The 16602-nt window shown below is 57.6% G+C and carries 14 protein-coding genes and 2 pseudogenes; 10 read left to right on the forward strand and 6 right to left on the reverse strand.

Annotated features, from left to right (window positions below):
* Positions 1–89 precede the first annotated feature (89 nt).
* The 5 genes and pseudogenes from QYQ99_RS01905 to QYQ99_RS01925 form a co-directional block, all read right to left on the reverse strand.
* Positions 90–1097, reverse strand: coding sequence for a LysR family transcriptional regulator (locus QYQ99_RS01905; RefSeq protein ID WP_302091181.1), 1008 nt, complete (start codon positions 1095–1097; stop codon positions 90–92).
* Between the two features lie 261 nt (positions 1098–1358).
* Positions 1359–2159 carry an amino acid ABC transporter permease gene (locus tag QYQ99_RS01910; RefSeq protein ID WP_302091182.1) on the reverse strand — a complete coding sequence of 267 codons (801 nt, stop codon included), beginning with the start codon at positions 2157–2159 and terminating at the stop codon, positions 1359–1361.
* On the reverse strand, positions 2156–2818 hold the full coding sequence (locus QYQ99_RS01915) for an amino acid ABC transporter permease (RefSeq protein WP_302091183.1): 663 nt from the start codon (positions 2816–2818) through the stop codon (positions 2156–2158). Before QYQ99_RS01915 ends, QYQ99_RS01910 begins: the two co-directional genes overlap by 4 nt.
* A gap of 3 nt (positions 2819–2821) precedes the next feature.
* Complete coding sequence (locus QYQ99_RS01920) at positions 2822–3724, reverse strand: glutamate ABC transporter substrate-binding protein (RefSeq protein ID WP_302091184.1); 903 nt, start codon at positions 3722–3724, stop codon at positions 2822–2824.
* 488 nt (positions 3725–4212) lie between these two features.
* Positions 4213–4503: pseudogene (locus tag QYQ99_RS01925) on the reverse strand (integrase core domain-containing protein); the annotation flags it as partial.
* Positions 4504–4698: 195 nt separating this feature from the next.
* Between QYQ99_RS01925 and QYQ99_RS01930 the strand changes: the two are divergent.
* Complete coding sequence (locus QYQ99_RS01930; protein WP_302091185.1) at positions 4699–4962, forward strand: IS110 family transposase; 264 nt, start codon at positions 4699–4701, stop codon at positions 4960–4962.
* Between the two features lie 12 nt (positions 4963–4974).
* On the opposite strand, the pseudogene QYQ99_RS01935 reads toward QYQ99_RS01930, so the two are convergent.
* Positions 4975–5136, reverse strand: a pseudogene (locus tag QYQ99_RS01935) (transposase); the annotation flags it as partial.
* A gap of 256 nt (positions 5137–5392) precedes the next feature.
* Between QYQ99_RS01935 and nikR the strand changes: the two are divergent.
* The 9 genes from nikR (at position 5393) to QYQ99_RS01980 (ending at position 16480) form a co-directional block, all read left to right on the forward strand.
* Entirely contained in the window at positions 5393–5833 is a 441-nt protein-coding gene (gene nikR / locus QYQ99_RS01940; protein WP_302091186.1) for a nickel-responsive transcriptional regulator NikR, read from the forward strand.
* A gap of 98 nt (positions 5834–5931) precedes the next feature.
* Positions 5932–7989 carry a TonB-dependent receptor gene (locus QYQ99_RS01945; protein WP_302091187.1) on the forward strand — a complete coding sequence of 686 codons (2058 nt, stop codon included), beginning with the start codon at positions 5932–5934 and terminating at the stop codon, positions 7987–7989.
* A 732-nt stretch (positions 7990–8721) separates the two neighbouring features.
* Entirely contained in the window at positions 8722–9327 is a 606-nt protein-coding gene (locus tag QYQ99_RS01955) for an SCO family protein (RefSeq protein ID WP_302091189.1), read from the forward strand.
* A 36-nt stretch (positions 9328–9363) separates the two neighbouring features.
* Positions 9364–9837, forward strand: coding sequence for a copper chaperone PCu(A)C (locus QYQ99_RS01960; RefSeq protein ID WP_302091190.1), 474 nt, complete (start codon positions 9364–9366; stop codon positions 9835–9837).
* Between the two features lie 180 nt (positions 9838–10017).
* Positions 10018–10329 carry a DUF2946 family protein gene (locus tag QYQ99_RS28340; RefSeq protein ID WP_367882849.1) on the forward strand — a complete coding sequence of 104 codons (312 nt, stop codon included), beginning with the start codon at positions 10018–10020 and terminating at the stop codon, positions 10327–10329.
* Between the two features lie 74 nt (positions 10330–10403).
* Positions 10404–12395 carry a TonB-dependent receptor gene (locus QYQ99_RS01965; RefSeq protein WP_302091191.1) on the forward strand — a complete coding sequence of 664 codons (1992 nt, stop codon included), beginning with the start codon at positions 10404–10406 and terminating at the stop codon, positions 12393–12395.
* Positions 12396–12423: 28 nt separating this feature from the next.
* Positions 12424–12915, forward strand: a complete 492-nt coding sequence (locus tag QYQ99_RS01970) for a copper uptake system-associated protein (protein ID WP_302091192.1) — start codon at positions 12424–12426, stop codon at positions 12913–12915.
* Between the two features lie 76 nt (positions 12916–12991).
* Entirely contained in the window at positions 12992–15049 is a 2058-nt protein-coding gene (locus tag QYQ99_RS01975; protein ID WP_302091193.1) for a TonB-dependent receptor, read from the forward strand.
* On the forward strand, positions 15050–16480 hold the full coding sequence (locus tag QYQ99_RS01980) for a PepSY-associated TM helix domain-containing protein (RefSeq protein ID WP_302091194.1): 1431 nt from the start codon (positions 15050–15052) through the stop codon (positions 16478–16480).
* The last annotated feature ends 122 nt before the right edge of the window (positions 16481–16602 follow it).

Raw genomic sequence — 16602 nt, forward strand, 5'->3', positions numbered from 1 at the left:
CTGGCAGGCCCACCCGATCACCGTACGGCGTGCTTCACCTCATCCAGGACCTGATCGCCCGGGCGTTCAGCTTGCTTGCCAGTGTCCATCTAAGCGGACGCCGGTATCGCCGCATGAGGCAGCTCGAGCCGATGCCAGAGCCTGAGCATCTCCTGCAGCAGCGCTGGTGCATGGTCTGTACGATACACCGCACCCAGCGGCGGCAAGCCACCCTCGATACGCACATCCAGCGCACGCACACGCCCCTGGGAACGCAGCCCCGGAAGAATGCTGCGGGGTACCAGCGATACGGCCCCAGGCTGGGTGAGCAGGCCCTCAAGCACTGGCAGGGACACAGTGGAGGCAGGAAACCAGGAGGCATCCTCCAGTACGGGCAGCACCTCGGTCTCTACGATATTGCGCACCGCGATGCCAAAGCTTGGCAGCACCCAGCGCGCGCCCCTCAAGGCAGGCAGCGGCACATCGCGCCGCCCGACCAGCGGATGATCAGCATCCGCAATCACCACGGCCGCATCCAGCAACAGCGGCTCAAAGGAAAAATCCACCGGCAAAAGCTGGGGTTGGCGACAGAACACCACATCGAGGCCCGAGGCCATGAGCTGCGACAGCAAAGGGGCGCTGGCGTCCTCATGCACATCCACATAGACCTGCGGGTGTGCTTCGTAAAAGCGTGGCAGCAACTGGGACAGCACCGAAAGCGCTGCTGCCGGAATGGCCCCGAGACGTAACGCTGCCGAAGCCCCGCGACGGATGGAGGCCAGCGATTCGGACACTTCCTGCAACCCTACCAGCATGCTGCGTGCCGCATCGATCAAAGCCTGGCCTGCCACTGTGGGCCGCATGCCGCGCGCATGGCGCTCGAACAACTTGATGTCCAGCACCCGCTCCAGCTCGGCCAGGGCCTGGGTAGCCGCTGACTGGCTCATGCTCAGCTCCACTGCCGCCTGCATGACCGAGCCACATTGCTGTAAAGCCAGCAAAAGCTGCAACTGACGCAGCCGTACCTGCCTGACCATACGGGAAAAGAGCAAGCGCCCCTCGGGGCTTGCAGCCCTTGCTCCAGCCTGTATCTGAGAAAAAGAAGAGTCAGCAGCCATGATTTCAACGGGTGTCGATCGCTTCCACAAAGTTCGTTGCAGCCTCTCGCCGACACCGAACACAGCCGGTGTTCGAGAGCGAGCCGCTCGCATCGAGCATCGAAGTGACCGTGATTCGGATAATGTGCACGCATCCGACTATGCATTCACACCCGCTTGAACGTTCGCAAGAAACGCCGCAGCACCGCATTGTCGTGGCAATTGCCCCCTCTGCTGATGACAGAGCGCCGTAGTAGCCGCCCGCGAACCTCCTGAGAGCAATCAATGCATGGGCCTACCTAGTCGCTGGCTCGCCTTTGAAATCGCATAGTTCACAAGGCAGTAAAGCGCCGCTACAACCAGGTACACCGGCACCAGCGAGTGGTAGTTCGCTATGAGCACCTTGGCGTTCTGCATGAGTTCACCATAGGTGACGACATAGCCGAAGGTGGTGTCCTTGACCACGATAACCAGTTGCGCAACCAATGCAGGAACAATGTAGCGAAGGGCCTGAGGAAAGACGACGAAGAAAAAGACCTGGATTTCGGTCAACCCCAGACTTCGCGCGGCATCGGTCTGGCCGCGCGAAACGGCGAGCACGCCCGCACGGTAGACCTCGGCAACCACGGCTGCGGTACTCAGGCCTATAGGCAAGGTCAGCATCCAGTAGGTGCTCAGCTTGATCCCGACCGATGGCAGCACCAGAAAGCAAACATAGATGAGCAGCAGCGTCGGCGTGCCGCGCAGGAACTCGATGACAGCAATGCTGGGCCAACGCATCAGCCTCAGCCGCGACAGCCGCCCCAGCAGCAGCACCAACCCGAGGCCCAGAGCAATGACGGCGGCCATCGCCGACGATGCCAACGTGCCGAGCAGACCTTTGGCAAGAAAGCTCCAGGTCGTCGGCCAGGCAAAGAATTCCCAATACGGGGCATCGAGCTGCCCTGCCGAATGAAAGCGGAACACGATTGCCACCGCCAGCAAAAGCAGCACGGCTGCGGCGATCGCGCTCACCGCATTGGTGACGGCCCGGGCCTGGCGGCCTGGCGCAGCAAACAGAATGTCCTCCAGAGAACGGCTCATCGCAGTATCCGCACTTTCTTTTCCAGAGCCGCGCCGGCCCAGGCGATGAGCAGGCCTGTCGCAACATACATCGTGGCAGCCACGGCGAACGCAGCAATGCCCAGCGCCGAGTCGTTGGCGATCTTGGATACGAGCGCGGTGAGCTCTCGGCCTGGAAACGGCAACTGCGAGGCCAGAGAGGTCGACAGCATCAATGCAATTAGCAGCGAAGTCATCGGCTGCACCACCGAACGCAGCGCCTGCGGCAAGACCACGGCAGAAACAATCTGCAGCGGCCGCATGCCCAGGCTGAGCGCAGCCTCGATCTGGCTACCGGGAATGGTGTTGATACCCGAGCGCAGGTAGTCCGCCGTGAATGCAGAGCAGACCAGCGTCAGCGTCAGGATCACGCTGGGCTCATAGTCGATCACGATGTTGAGATCGGGTAGCGCGAAAACGATGAAGATCAGCAGCGCTACGCTGGGAATATTGCGGAAGATCTCAACGTAGACGGTCAGCGCCAAGCGCAGCGGCGGCAATGGCATAAGCCTAAGCACCGCGACGACCGTGCCCAGCATGACCCCGGGCACAAAGGACACCACCGTGAGCTTCCATGTCAGCAAGAGGGCCTGCCAGAAGGCAGGCCCATAGTCGGCCAGGAGCCTGGAAACATCACCCATCGTTCAAGGCAGGGCGGGCGGCGTCGGAACAGTCGTGCTACCGGTACGCTGCCCTATGGAGATAGTCCAAAGTTTGGCCCAGGTACCGTCGGCCTCCAGCTTCTTCAGGAAGGCATTGATGAATGCTACGCCGTCCGAGCCCTTGGGCAGTCCAACTCCATAGGGGTCCTGCGCGCCGAATGGCGCACCCGCCAGCCGCGCGTTGCTGGTGCCAAGGCTCAGGGCGTTGAGCAGCAGCGTGTAATCGGTCACGTAGGCATCTACGCGCCCCTGACGCAGCGCATCGAGGGCTTCCTGATGTGTCTGAAACTCTTGCACGACAGCCTTGGGGGCATATTGGGCCAATATCGCAGGCCCCGTGGAGCCCGCTTGCGTGGCCACCTTCTTGCCGCCCAGGTCGTTGTAAGACTGAACCGTCTTGTTGTTCGACTTGACCAGCACGCCGGACTGCGATGCGTAGTAAGGGCCAGCAAACGAGATCTTTTCGGCGCGAGCAGGAGTGATGGAGTAGGTGGCGAAGACCATGTCCACCTGATTATTGATAAGCACCTGCTCACGCGTGGACGAGGTCACCTGCGTGAACTGGTACTTGGCGGCATCGCCCAGAATGTAGCGAGTGATGAGCTGGGCCAGGCCCAGGTCAAAGCCGCGGATCTTGCCGTCTTTCTCATTGAGCAGCGAGAAAAGATTCGAAGTTTGCGTGCTGCCGAGGCGCAGCGTGCCAGCCTGTTTGATCTTGCTGGCCCAGGTGCTCGATGCGATGGTCGCCGCATCGGCCACAGGCCCCTGCGCAACCAGCGCGTCATAGGCCGCTGCATTGATGGGAGTGCCCTGTGCGAAAAGCGACCCACCGGTCGCGATCGTCAGTGCCACCACGGTGGATTTCAGAATGGATTTGATCGACATGCGGTCTTCTTGGATGGTCTGCGACGCGAATCAATATAAAGCAGCATTTGGAATGCGCGAGCCGCTCGTCCGAGCGTAGCCACCATTGTGCACACAATACAGCCCTTGTGCCCCAACACGGCACGACGCCGCCAACAGGCCTTGCCTAGCACTCATTCGAGAGTCTGCCCCGGCCGGCGTCCGGCTGTGGCAACTAGCGAACAGTCTGAACTCAAGCTTGGTGCGATTTCTGGCGCCCAAGCCGGCCAAGCAGCGCCGGCCGCAGACAAGGCAATATTGCCGCCGCTCGATCACACCGCCAAGGCAACCTGCTAGGAGCACCCCGACGGCAGGTTTCAAGTCATCAACTTGAGAGGTCGAAACCTCCACTGCCGTCGCAGCATGAACAAGTACACACGCCCCCCGCTAGTAGATCCAGCGATGTTGAGCGGTATCTCCGACGCCCCCCCGTTTCCAGTAGCACTGGGCTTTGGAGTCTTGGGATTAATTTAACGGGTTAACTTGTTTTGCATAAGCCTTTGGGCATAAGCCGCCGGACTCAGTCCGCCGAGTGCCTTCTTCGTCCGCTCCTCGTTGTACTCCCGGCGCCAAGCCTCGACGATCACACGGGCATGTGTCAGGCTGGTGAACCAATGTTCGTTCAGGCATTCCTCTCTGAAGCGGCCGTTGAACGATTCGATGTAGGCGTCCTGGTTGGGCTTGCCAGGCTCGATAAGGAACAACTGAACACCCCTGGCATGGGCCCAGTTAAGCATGGCTCGACCGCAGAACTCCTTGCCGTAGTAAATGCATAGTAGTTGTCAGCCACTTTCGGCAGCAAGCATCCTTTGGATTGCTAACTGCAGAAAGAGACCCATGCCATGCCTGATACGAACCTACTAATCTTCCCGCTGCACTGGGTTTCAATCGATGTAGCCCGCTACTGCAATGCCGTTCTTATCGAGACTTCATCGGCTCAGCGGTAGCGCTTTCGCATGTCCAACAGTGCAGCAGACATGCAGCGCCTGATTGACTTCCTGTATAGCCTCGGCGGTCGCTGTCGTGTGGCCTTAGAGCCCATCGGGGACTATCACCGCTCGATCGCCCATCGGTTGCTCACAGCGGGCTTTGACGTTGTCTCGATCTCTTCCGTAGCCCAGTCCCGGTTCCGCGAAGCCATGTTCAACTCCTGGGACAAGATTGATCCGAAGGATGCCGCCGTCTTTCTGGTGATGCTCAAGCAGGGCGTCGGCCAGTAGCCGTTTGAGTCATCCGTTTTCGGTTTCCAGCTCCTTCAGACGTTTGGCATCGGACGAGCACATACAGCCAAACTTGCTGCGCCAAAGGTAATAGCTGGCTTCGGAGAAACCGTGCCCTCGGCACAGTTCAGCCACCGACAAGCCCGATTGGGCTTCCCGCAGGAAGCCAATGATCTGTTCTCCCGTAAATCTTTACTTCAAGTCCAATCTCCTGTTGCACGGGATTGGACTCAAAGCTCGCCTGCTACTCAATTTCTGGGGGACGTCGGCAAACGGTCTACCCCGCGACGAGCTCATTCCGATCCACAGCAGTTTTTCAGAATGCATCAAGCAGTGCCAGATACTGTTTTCAAGCAAGCTGTTCTGCTGGATCAAGCCTTGCAACCTACACTTGCACTGCTACACAAGTCTGTAATCCGCCATTTGATGTATGGAACGTTTCACTATCTCCCTTGATGATCGGCTAGCCCAAGAATTCGACGAGCACATTGCCGCAAAAGGCTATGGCAACCGCTCTGAGGCTGTCCGGGACATCCTTCACGTGCATCTCGCAAATGCGCGTGAAACCCAAAATGTGGAGGGGCCCTGCATTGCCTGCCTGTCCTATGTATACAACCATCACGAGCGAGATCTCTCGGACCGGCTGGCGCGGGTTCAACATCAGCACCACGAGTTGACGATCTCCACCACCCACGCCCATCTCGATCACGACAACTGTCTAGAGACCGTGCTTTTAAAAGGCTCTGCTCAAGCAGTACGCCGTTTCGCGGAAAGCATCATGGCCGAGCGTGGCGTGCACCATGGCAGCATCAACATCGTGGCACTCCCCGAGCAATCGCACCATCACAGTGCACATCATCACCCACACTGACCTAAGTTAGGGCTGTCGTCCAAGCTTAGTGCCGGCTGTGGCTACTCATAAGGGCTGGTATGAAGATTGCTAGATTCTTCTTACATAGAGGAAGGATCATGCAAACAATGCTTCAAAAGCCCCGCAGCGTACTGGCACTTGCACTAGTCGCCGCATTCCCCGCTCTCGGATGGACCCAATCCGTTCCCCACGAATCAACAGCACAAGGTACGGAGCATCCCGAGCTGGCCACGATCGAGGTCAAAGGCCAGGCGATGGAGGATGCGTCAGCGGCATACTCCACGACCACCATTGAAAACGCCCAGATCAAGGACCTGCATATCAGCGAAACCAAGGAGCTGTTTCGCCATGTTCCGGGGATGAATGTCCAGAACTATCAGTTGCCTGGTGTCGCAGATGGCATAGTGATGCGCGGCTTTGGTGGCGGTGGCCATGGTGGAGACATTGGTGCCGTGCTGGATGGCATTCCTCTCAATGAGGCCATGTCTCATGCGGATGGCTATGTTGATTTCAACGTTGTCATTCCGCTGGAAATTGACCGACTCACGGTCTACAAAGGCCCTGTATCGCCGTTGTACGGCAACTTCAACCGCGCAGGACTGGTTGCCATCAACACGCGCAAAGGCGGGGTGTACAACGACCTGGACCTGCGGCTCGGCTCCCACTCTACCTTTGACGGGCAATGGGCATTGGGACGACAACTGGACAATGGCGATGACATCAATTTTGCTGCACAGCATGCACGCGGCAATGGTTTCCGCCCGCAGTCGGATGCCGAGCGCAGCACGGTGTCCGGTCGCTGGCGCCATAGCATCACCAATGATCTGGAGGTGGTCCTGTCAGGACGGCTGCACCACGCCAACGGCAACTCGGCAAGCTACATCACCGAGCCGCAGCTGAAGTCCGATCCCTATGGGATCGACCTCAGAACTCAGAACGATGGCTCCAAGAAGAATTTCGGGACGCTTCGCGCCGATGTGAACTACACGCTCTCGCCGCAAGTCAAGCTGCTGAGCTTTGCGTATTTAACGCGCCAAGATTTCACACGCTGGTTCACAAGACCCACCAGCGGCGGCTGGAAGCAACGTGAGGAATCCTATGATCGGACGGTATTTGGAGCTGGCACCAGCTTGAACGGGCACAGCGATGTGGCCGGCCAGCATGTCAACTGGGTTCTGGGGCTTGAGACCTTCCGTGAAAGCACCGATTACGAGTATTACGACGGCACCAATAACCGAATTCGCACAAGCCCCGCCATCAACGACAGACAGAGCAAACTCAACAGCCTATCTGCCTTTGGCGAGCTAGAGGTGCCACTGCACCGACTGTTCACCCCAACCCTGGGCATGCGCTGGGATCGCTTTAGTGGCGGCTGCAAGCTGCTGGGCCCGGAAACCGGCTCTGATCCTTGCGGCCCGTTGGCCAAGATGAGTCACGCCAGCCCAAAGGTCGGGGTGAAGTCAGAGGTACTGCCGGGCATTTTGCAACTGCGCGCCAGTTGGGCTGAGGGGTTTGCATTGCCGAGCACCTTTGCCAAATATGCCCTGGGCGCGTCTGCGGTGAGCCCCAACGTTTTCAAGCAGACAGAAATCGGTGCCCAGCTGACCCCTTGGCAAGGCGTCTCTCTGGACGTCGCAGCCTACCGACTCAATTCCAGTGACGAGATCCGCGCTGTTGCCCCAGGCGTGTACGAGAACTACGGAGCCACAAGGCGTACAGGCATTGAGGCCAGTGCACTCTGGTCCGTGCACCGGACTCTGGATCTGGCGATGACCTATGGAAGCGCGAACTCCAAAGTCACAGAGAACGGTACCGCCAGCCTTGTCGGCAATCGCGTTGCAGGCGTACCCAAATACACCAGCACAGTCAGTGCGACCTGGAAACCTCTGGCGCAATGGGCTGCCACGGTGACCTATCGCAAGGTTGGCAGCTATGCCGTTGATGCCGCCAATACCGTGACCTATGGCGGCTACAACACCTGGGATCTGGGCCTGAGCTATACAGCAAGAGGCAGCCAGAACTACCGTGTCTATGTCCAGGTGGCCAATCTGGCAGACAAGGCCTATGCGACCACCGCCTCCGTAATTGGCGGCACGCGTCTTTATGCTCCCGGTGCACCGCGCACATTGAGTGCTGGTGTTCAGTACCAGTTTTGACAAAGCACAACTGACGACATTCCCGACACAGGCGAACCGATCGAGTAACGCTCAGGACGGTAAGCCTGCAAGGAATGCCTATCCGTTCAGTTCAGAGATTTCTGGAATTACATACATAATGCGCCCATGCATCTGCTGCGCACCTCTCCACTACTTCTACGCCTCGTTCTGGCGTGGTTTGTTGTGGTATTGGGTGTCGCGGTGGCATCGCCTCTTGTCCATCCAGTCTCCATGCAGTTGGTGTGCTCTGCGGGAGGCAACATCACGATGGTTGCTGTTGATGACGATGGTCGGCCATTGCAAGCCGGACAGCACACTCTAGAGTGCTCGCTTTGCCTTCCGGCAGCCCTGCCATTGCCCATTGCGCATGCGTTGCCTGGTACTAACCTGTTACCAGCACATGAACCTCTGTTCTTGGCCGCTGCCAGTCTTGCAGCCCGAGTAGGCGCACCACTTCCTCCACGAGGCCCGCCATCTCCGACGTTGGCGTGAATCCGCAAACAACCAAGCTACGCGCTTGGTACTGGCCTGCGCCTGCCTATCGTGCAGTGCCATCGCATCGACTCTCCGCACGCCTTTTGTGCTTGCATGAGTGAGCGCACTTAGTCTCCATATTCAGTTCCCATAGCTTCGGTGCTTGCATTTTTGCGAGTACCGCTACCTCTACGCGACGCTTTTTATGCATGTGCCATGCAGCGAGCGATGAGGTAGCTGATTCAAAAAGAGTCTGTTATGCATAAAAACGCCTGTCGTCGGCGCAGCGTCCTCGTATGGGGAGCTCTGTCTGTTACTGCGGCGCTCGCCGGTTGCTCTGATCAAAAAGTGACGAGTTTCCACGGCCTCAATGTCACCGGGTCGACTTACGGACAAGACTTCCGCTTGAAGGACCCAGAGGGACGAGAACGCACGCTTGCTGACTTCAAGGGTCAGGCGGTGATGATCTTTTTTGGCTTCACACAGTGTCCTGACGTTTGCCCTACTGCCCTGTCGCGGGCGATAGAAGTCAAGCAGCTTCTCGGCCAGGACGCGGACCATCTTCAGGTGATTTTTGTCACGATCGATCCCGAGCGCGACACACCGCAAGTCTTGAAGGAATACACAGCGGCTTTCGACCCCAGCTTCCTCGGCCTGTATGGGGACTTGGAACGCACTGCCGCTACAGCCAAAGACTTCCAAGTCTTCTACAAAAAAGTGCCCACCGGATCGTCCTACACCATGGACCACTCGGCACTGACCTACATCTACGACCCGGCTGGAAAGCTACGTCTTGCTATGCGCCATCAGCAGACTGCTCAGGAGTTTGCTGAGGACATACGCCAGCTTCTTCATCCAGTCTGAGATCCATTCCTCTTAACCCCCTCCAAGGAGATCACTATGAAACTCGCAATTCGCTCTCTTGTCGCCGCAGCCACGCTGATCGCAGCAGCCGCTGCCCAGGCCCAAGTCACTGTCAAAGACGCCTGGGTAAGGGCCACGGTTCCTCAGCAAAAGGCTACCGGTGCCTTTATGCAACTGCAATCAACGAAAGATACCAAGCTGGTCTCTGCGAGCTCACCCCTCACGCCCAACGTTGAGGTGCATGAGATGGCAATGCAGGACAACGTGATGAAGATGCGCCAAGTGCCTGCAATCGAGCTGCCTGCGGGCAAGGTTGTAGAGCTCAAGCCTGGTAGCTATCACGTCATGTTGATGAACCTGCAAAAGCCTGTCAGCGTGGGGGACACCGTCTCCCTCACTTTGAGCTTTGAAAGCAAGGATGGAAAGCGCGAGACAGTCGAAGTTCAGGCCCCCGTGCGGCCGCTCAATAGCAACGCAGCTCCTGCCGGACACGGCGGCCATACACACTGATTGAGGCTGGCCTCTGCCAAGTGCTAGGGGTTTCATCCCACGCCGTCCCTTATCGGTAACTCAATAGCCGTGCTCTTGCCACTTCCGCTTATCAGCCATGCTTCCTGGCGCACTCGGTGCGTCAGGCTGGTCATGCTCGCGCTGATTTGGGGATGGCTCGCGGCACCGCTTGCTCAGGCCATGGGCTCCTCCGGGGGAAGCTGGGTCCAGGTATGCACCAGTCTCGGCACTCGGTTTGTACAGCTTGATCACGACGATGGCAGTCTAGCTTCAGAGGACGGCAAACCCGCCCCCTCTGCCTCACCGTCCGCTGAATGTCCTTATTGCCGTTTGCACGCCAGCCTCGCGCTACTACCGGTTGTCGTCCAGATGCCGGAGGTTTTGCGTCCTACCCATGTGCTTGCACTGGCACCCGTAGCGACGATTGAGCTTCCCGATCCGCCCTGGCAACCCGCATTGCCGCGCGGACCTCCACCCACGATTTCTGCTTAGACCAACCGACTCAAGCTTGCTTGTGCCGGCGCCGCTTTTCGTGTGCTCCCCAAGGAGCCTCAACAGAAATCACTATGGATTCTTCTCTTTCTTCGCCCCTTCCGTTGGGCATCGCTTGCGTTTTTGCTTGCTCTGCGCCTATTGCTGATGCACAGCCTGCAAGTACACCGTCTTCGAAGCAAGCCAATTCAATTGCTACCGGTAGTGATGAGTCATCACAGGCCCAGCTCCCCACTGTGACCGTGAATGCACGCCCCGTGGTTGAGGAATTGGACCTCGACCCGTTCTCCGCCAGCTCCGCAGTCATCAGCCAAGAGCAACTGCGCGATCAAAATGCCGTGGACTTGGCCTCTGCGCTGCGGCGCACGCCCGGCGTTCAGATCTCGCGTTACAACCCGGTCGGCGCTTTCGGCGGCGACCAAGGTGGCGCGGTCTACATTCGAGGCATGGGCGTCAGCCGCCCAGGCAGTGAAATCAAGACCTATATCGATGGCGTGCCTTTCTATATGGGGCTGTGGAGCCATCCGTTGCTGGATTTGCTGCCAGTCAATGGCATGCAGTCCATCACCGTTTACAAGAGTCCTCAGCCTCAGATTAACGGCAACAACTTTTCCTCCATCAATCTGGAGACTCGCCGCGCCACAGAAGATGGGGTGCATGGTGATGCACGAGTTTCCGCCGGCTCCTATGGCACTGTCACCGAGCAGGCGACGCTGCTGGGCAAGAGCGGGAACCTGGATTGGAGTCTGGCCCAAGGATTTGCGCGTTCTGATGGCCACCGCACGAATGCAGACGGCCAGCTGAGCAACCTCATGGGACGCATCGGCTATCGCTTGGATAGCAACTGGTCCATTGCAGCCAGCTTCCTACAGGTGGACAACAAAGCCCGAGACCCTGGTGATGCGCGTCTTGCCGCTCCGGCTGTAGCGCCTCAGTACAACACCAAGGCCAGCATGCTAAGCACTTCGGTTTCCCATGAACATGGTGATTGGCGCGGCGAGCTCAAGTTCTACAGCAGCCAGGGACGGGGCGATTGGCTCAACCAGCCTGCACCGGACGGCGACAGCATCAACAAATTCCGGATGAGTGGCCTGCGCTGGAAGGAGCAGTTTTCCCCATGGAAAGGCGGGAGCGTCATTGCCGGCATCGACCACGACCAGATCTCGGGCGATGCCACGTTCAGGCGCATATCCCCTGCTCCCAGCGGCTACTTCGATGCGCCGACATTCAGGATCACCTCGCCATATATCGGGCTCAGTCAAGACATTCCGCTGTCAAGTACGTGGAGCCTTGTGCCTTCTGCCGGGTTGAGACTTTACGAGCATAGTCAGTTCGGCAACAAGACCGCACCACATGCCGGTTTGTCTCTCGCCTCGGAGAGGCTCACGATCTATGCCAATGTCTCGCGTGGCATCAACTACCCGGGCCTGGAAACGCCACTTCTGGCATCTCTCATCCCGGCACTCGGCTCCACCTGGAAGCAGCTATCGGCCGAAGAAATGGATCATGCCGAAGTGGGATTCAAATGGACTGCGTCGGATTCCACGCAATTCGATGCCAGTGTGTTCCAGGACAAGGTGAAGAATCGGTATGTCTTCGGTTTCCCACCCAGCCTGCCGCCGCCTCCCCAGTTCATCAATCTTGGTAGCTATCGGATGCGTGGCATGGAATTGTCAATGCGACAGGCGCTGGGCAAAAACTGGTCTGGCTTTGCCGCAGTAACGCTGCTGGATCCCAGTATCGACAACTTGCCTTACAGCCCTCGTCGTGCACTGACGATTGGCGTGAACGGCAAAGCGGGTCCGATACGTATCGCCTTTGACGCGCAGCACCAATCCCAGGTTTGGGCACTCAGCCGCGCACGCGCAGCGGATGCTCTCAACACCGAGAAAGTAGGCTCTTTTGCCGTGGCGAATTTGCGCATGGCTTATCCCTTGCCGGCGCTTGGCTCAAAGGGTGAAGTCTTCATGGCATTAGAAAACCTGTTCGATCGAAAGTACGCATACCGCCCAGGCTATCCCATGCCGGGCCGGGCTGCCCAAATCGGCCTTGCTGCCAGCTTCTGATTCCGACCCATTGCTAAGGAACAAACTCATGAATAGATTCAGATGGCAGGGCTTGGCCTTGGCCCTTTGCTTCGCCACCACTTCAGGGTTGGTAGCAACTCAGGCGTTTGCCGTGACGCCAGTTGCGTCGTCCACCGAGTCAACAGCGATTCAACGTGCGATGAAGGATATCTGGGACAAGCCTGATTCGAGACTTGAAGTGGCCCCAGTCTCCATCTTAGGGTCGCATGCTGTTGCAGGATGGATCCAGGGCAGCCGTGGTGGACGTGCTTTGCTCAAGCGCAACGCTCATGGCCAGTGGACGGTTGCCGTGTGCGGAGGCGACGGTCTCAAAGACCCCAAGATGCTTGAGATGGCTGGCTTGTCAGCAACTTCCGCAAGCCAGCTGGCGTGGAACGTGGCACAAGCCGAGGCTGCCATGACACCCAAGCAACGTGCGCTGTTCTCCTCTTTTGATGGGATGGTACAGATGGACCCGCATGGTGCTCACCCTGCGCACTCGACTGGCAACTCTCATTGAAATGAACTGGAGCTGCAACTGACCAACTGCCTCATCCATTGGTATTTGCAGCTTCCCTCACCATGTTTGGCTTAACGTGACTCTCGCTCGATTCCCACTTTTTCAACGTCATCCAATTGCTTTTGCCGTTGCGATATCTCTCACTTCCGCTGCTGGCGCCCAGGGGCTGATCCCAGGAACGACAGGTGATTCCTCTTTAACCCTTGGCACAGTCAACGTCAGTGCCAGCGCCTCAGGCCCTCTGTCCGCGCGCAATGTATTTAGCTCAGTGGACATCCTGGGCGCGGATGTATTGGCCAATGAGCATGTCGACTACAGCTGGGAGCTGATGTCCAAAGCTCCAGGCGTCCAGGTCACGCAGTTCAAACAAGGCACCGACGCGGGCCGCTTTTCCTTTCGAGGCTTTAACGGCGAAGGCCGTGTCAATGCCGTGAAGCTCCTCATTGATGGCATCCCGAGCAACGACAACGCCGGGGGTATGCCGTTTTTGGATGCTGTCTTTCCTCTGGACATCGAGTCCATAGAAATTGTTCGCGGAACCAACGACGCCCGGTACGGCTTGAACAATATTGCCGGAAACGCCAACGTGATCACACGTACCGGCGGCAATGAAGGACGAGCCAGCATGACCGTTGGCAGCTTCGGGACCAAGGAGTTTCAGCTTTCCAAGGGCATTGAAAGTGGCAACTGGAGCCAGAACTATTTTCTGGCTTGGCGCGACTCCGACGGCTACAGAGACCATGCCGATGCCCGAAAGATCTCGATGTCCGGCAAGTGGTTCTATACCTCTGACGATGGACGCTGGAGAACTGGCGTTATTGCACGCTACTACCGCAACAAAGCGCTGGAGTCTGGCTACCTCAGCTATGACGAAGCCATGAAGGCACCGCGCAGCTCGCCAGCCTATGCAGCGGCAGACCGCGGAGAGCGCGAAACGGGTCAACTGAGCGCACATCTGGATGGAGAGCTGACGCCAGAGCTCTCACTGGCTGCCAAGGTCTATGTGAATCAGTACCAGAACCAACGCTGGGTTCGCTTTTCTACCGCTGGCTCACAGCAAGAGCGCTACAACGACGAGCAACAGCAAGGGGCGATAACCACCTTGACCTGGCGCCCTAAAGTCCAATGGGCGCATGAGTTCACACTCGAAGGTGGACTCGACGCGCAATGGCAAAGCAATGTTGGCCAGCGCTTTCGCACAACAGAACGCATCAGAACATCACAGTTTCGCGACTGGGACTTCGACCTGAATACCCAGGGTGCGTATGCTCAAGCGGTGATTCGCCCGATTGAGGCGCTAAAGATCATTCCGGCACTGCGAGTAGATAACGTCGACGGAAACTTCACCGATCGCCTCACAGGGGCTCGCTATCCAGTTCATAACTATGGACTGATCAAGCAGCCAAAAATCAGCGTGGCCTACACGCTCAGCTCCCAAGCGAGTGTCTATGCCAACTGGGGGCGCACTTTCCAGATCGGCTCTGGAATCGACGCTTATCGTACGCAGCAGCGCAACCTCAAACCGTCGATCAATGACGGTTGGGAGACAGGAGTGAAGTTTTCGCCCCTACCCTGGCTCAACGGCCGAGTGGCTTACTGGGAGCAACGTGCTTCCGGCGAAGTGGCACGAGTGCTGGGTGTCGATGGGCTGCCCGACCCAGGAGGTCTAGGGAACGTGGGTAAGACCCTGCGCAAGGGGTTTGACGTCCAGTTCAACATGAAGCCGAGTGCGCGAACCATGGCCTGGGTTGCCTACTCGCATCAATCGGCACGTATCACTGCGCCTGACCCTAGTGCACCCAACACTTTGGGCAAAGAAATCGAAAATGTGCCGCACTACTTACTCTCAGCTGGTGTTGACTGGCAAGCGACAGATCGCGTGAAACTGTCCGCCTGGGGAAATGCGCAAGGGGATTACTATCTCGAGCGCACCAATACTCAAGGCCGAGCGGGAAAATTTGCGGTACTGAATCTAGGCGCTTCGTACCGCTTGGATGACAAGACAGATCTTGGGTTACAGCTCAAAAACGTCACCAACCGCAAGTATGTCTATGCGTGGTATGACAGTGGTTCATCAGGCTACTCACCTGCTGATGGCCGCGGGATTTACGCTAGTTTGAATGTGAGGTTCTAAGTGTCTAGCGTCCATCTCAATGTCGAGCAAAAGCCAAGTGAGCAGCGCCTTGCGACCGATCTTTACAGAGCCGTATGGCGGTGGCATTTCTATGCCGGATTGCTGGTGCTGCCATTCCTCATCTGGCTCGCCATTACCGGAGGAATCTATGTCTTCAAGAACCAGGTTGATGATTTTTTTCATCATGAGCTAAAGTCAGTCACACAAGCATCGAATCAGGCGCTTCCAGACGGTCAGCTAGCAGCTGCCGCGCTGGCGGCACATCCTGGCACCCTGGTGAGGTACACGCCGCCCCCAAGCTCAACGCGCAGTGCAGAAGCTCTCATTGCTACCAATACTGGCGAACGACTCTCGGTATTTATCGACCCCTACAGCGCTCGTGTCTTGGGTGCCTTACCTGACGGAGGCAGCGTCGCGTGGACGGTGCGAAAACTTCATAGCCTGAAATACTTTGGCTCCGTCGCTCGCGGTGTGATTGAAATCGCCGCGGGATGGTCCATCTTGTTGGTCCTCACTGGAATCTATCTATGGTGGCCACGGGGCCGCAGTGGCGGTGTCATATCTGTGCGTGGCAAACCCGTCAAGCGGATCTTCTGGCGTGATTTGCATGCAGTGACCGGTCTGTTCGTAGGTGGCATATTGCTATTTCTTGCCGTCACAGGGATGCCATGGTCGGTATTCTGGGGAGCAAAGGTCAATCAATGGGCGAACGGACAGAACTACGGATACCCATCGGGTGTTCGAGTGCAGATCCCAATGTCCGAGGTCAAGCTGTCCGAAGGAGGCAACGCGGCTTGGTCACTGCTTCAGGCCAAGGTTCCTCGATCCGGCCATGAAGGGCATGAAGGGCATGAAGGGCAGGATCAGTCTTCAACAATAGCTGAACCCCTCGCTACAGGTTTGCCGCCTGCATTGACGCTTGATCAAGCTATTGCAATTTTCAAAAATTCGGCAATCTCAGCCGGTTACGCCGTTCAGTGGCCCAAAGGCAGCCAAGGCGTCTATACAGCCTCGGTATACCCTGAGGACATAAGCCAGCAGAGAGTGATTCACCTCGACCAATACAGCGGGCGCCCATTGCTAGACATGTCGTTTGCAGACTATGGACCGGTCGGCAAATCTCTCGAATGGGGAATCAATGTGCACCTCGGACAAGAGTTCGGTGTTTTAAACCAGGCGCTTCTAACCGTAGCTTGCCTGGGCATCATCTTGTTGTGTGTAAGTGCCGCAGTTATGTGGTGGAAGCGTAGGCCGAGCGCCGGCTTGGGGGCACCACCTTTACCCAGTGATCGCCGTGTCCTGCGTGGCGTTCTGGCTATGCTCTTTCTAGGAGGAGTTCTATTTCCGCTCGTTGGGCTGTCGTTACTGGTGATGGCCTTGGCCGACTGGATTGCGTTTTCTTCAAGCAGGTCACAGAGGGCAAACTCCTGAATCGATTTAGATTTCCGCTGGAATCGTAATTCCGCGACATCTGGTCAAGCTAACAGCAGTCGCCCAGTTGGTGCTCAAGTTGAACGACTGCTATATGCCTGATAGCGTGATTTGAGGCATTT

The organism is Comamonas testosteroni (assembly GCF_030505195.1).
Classification (GTDB): domain Bacteria; phylum Pseudomonadota; class Gammaproteobacteria; order Burkholderiales; family Burkholderiaceae_C; genus Comamonas; species Comamonas testosteroni_G.

What these genes read in the sequence shown, in the direction of transcription:
- QYQ99_RS01905 (WP_302091181.1), bottom strand. Translation starts at nt 1,097, where the DNA reads ATGGCTGCTGACTCTTCTTTTTCTCAGATACAGGCTGGAGCAAGGGCT.
- QYQ99_RS01910 (WP_302091182.1), bottom strand. Translation starts at nt 2,159, where the DNA reads ATGAGCCGTTCTCTGGAGGACATTCTGTTTGCTGCGCCAGGCCGCCAG.
- QYQ99_RS01915 (WP_302091183.1), bottom strand. Translation starts at nt 2,818, where the DNA reads ATGGGTGATGTTTCCAGGCTCCTGGCCGACTATGGGCCTGCCTTCTGG.
- QYQ99_RS01920 (WP_302091184.1), bottom strand. Translation starts at nt 3,724, where the DNA reads ATGTCGATCAAATCCATTCTGAAATCCACCGTGGTGGCACTGACGATC.
- QYQ99_RS01930 (WP_302091185.1), top strand. Translation starts at nt 4,699, where the DNA reads ATGTCCAACAGTGCAGCAGACATGCAGCGCCTGATTGACTTCCTGTAT.
- nikR (WP_302091186.1), top strand. Translation starts at nt 5,393, where the DNA reads ATGGAACGTTTCACTATCTCCCTTGATGATCGGCTAGCCCAAGAATTC.
- QYQ99_RS01945 (WP_302091187.1), top strand. Translation starts at nt 5,932, where the DNA reads ATGCAAACAATGCTTCAAAAGCCCCGCAGCGTACTGGCACTTGCACTA.
- QYQ99_RS01955 (WP_302091189.1), top strand. Translation starts at nt 8,722, where the DNA reads ATGCATAAAAACGCCTGTCGTCGGCGCAGCGTCCTCGTATGGGGAGCT.
- QYQ99_RS01960 (WP_302091190.1), top strand. Translation starts at nt 9,364, where the DNA reads ATGAAACTCGCAATTCGCTCTCTTGTCGCCGCAGCCACGCTGATCGCA.
- QYQ99_RS28340 (WP_367882849.1), top strand. Translation starts at nt 10,018, where the DNA reads ATGGGCTCCTCCGGGGGAAGCTGGGTCCAGGTATGCACCAGTCTCGGC.
- QYQ99_RS01965 (WP_302091191.1), top strand. Translation starts at nt 10,404, where the DNA reads ATGGATTCTTCTCTTTCTTCGCCCCTTCCGTTGGGCATCGCTTGCGTT.
- QYQ99_RS01970 (WP_302091192.1), top strand. Translation starts at nt 12,424, where the DNA reads ATGAATAGATTCAGATGGCAGGGCTTGGCCTTGGCCCTTTGCTTCGCC.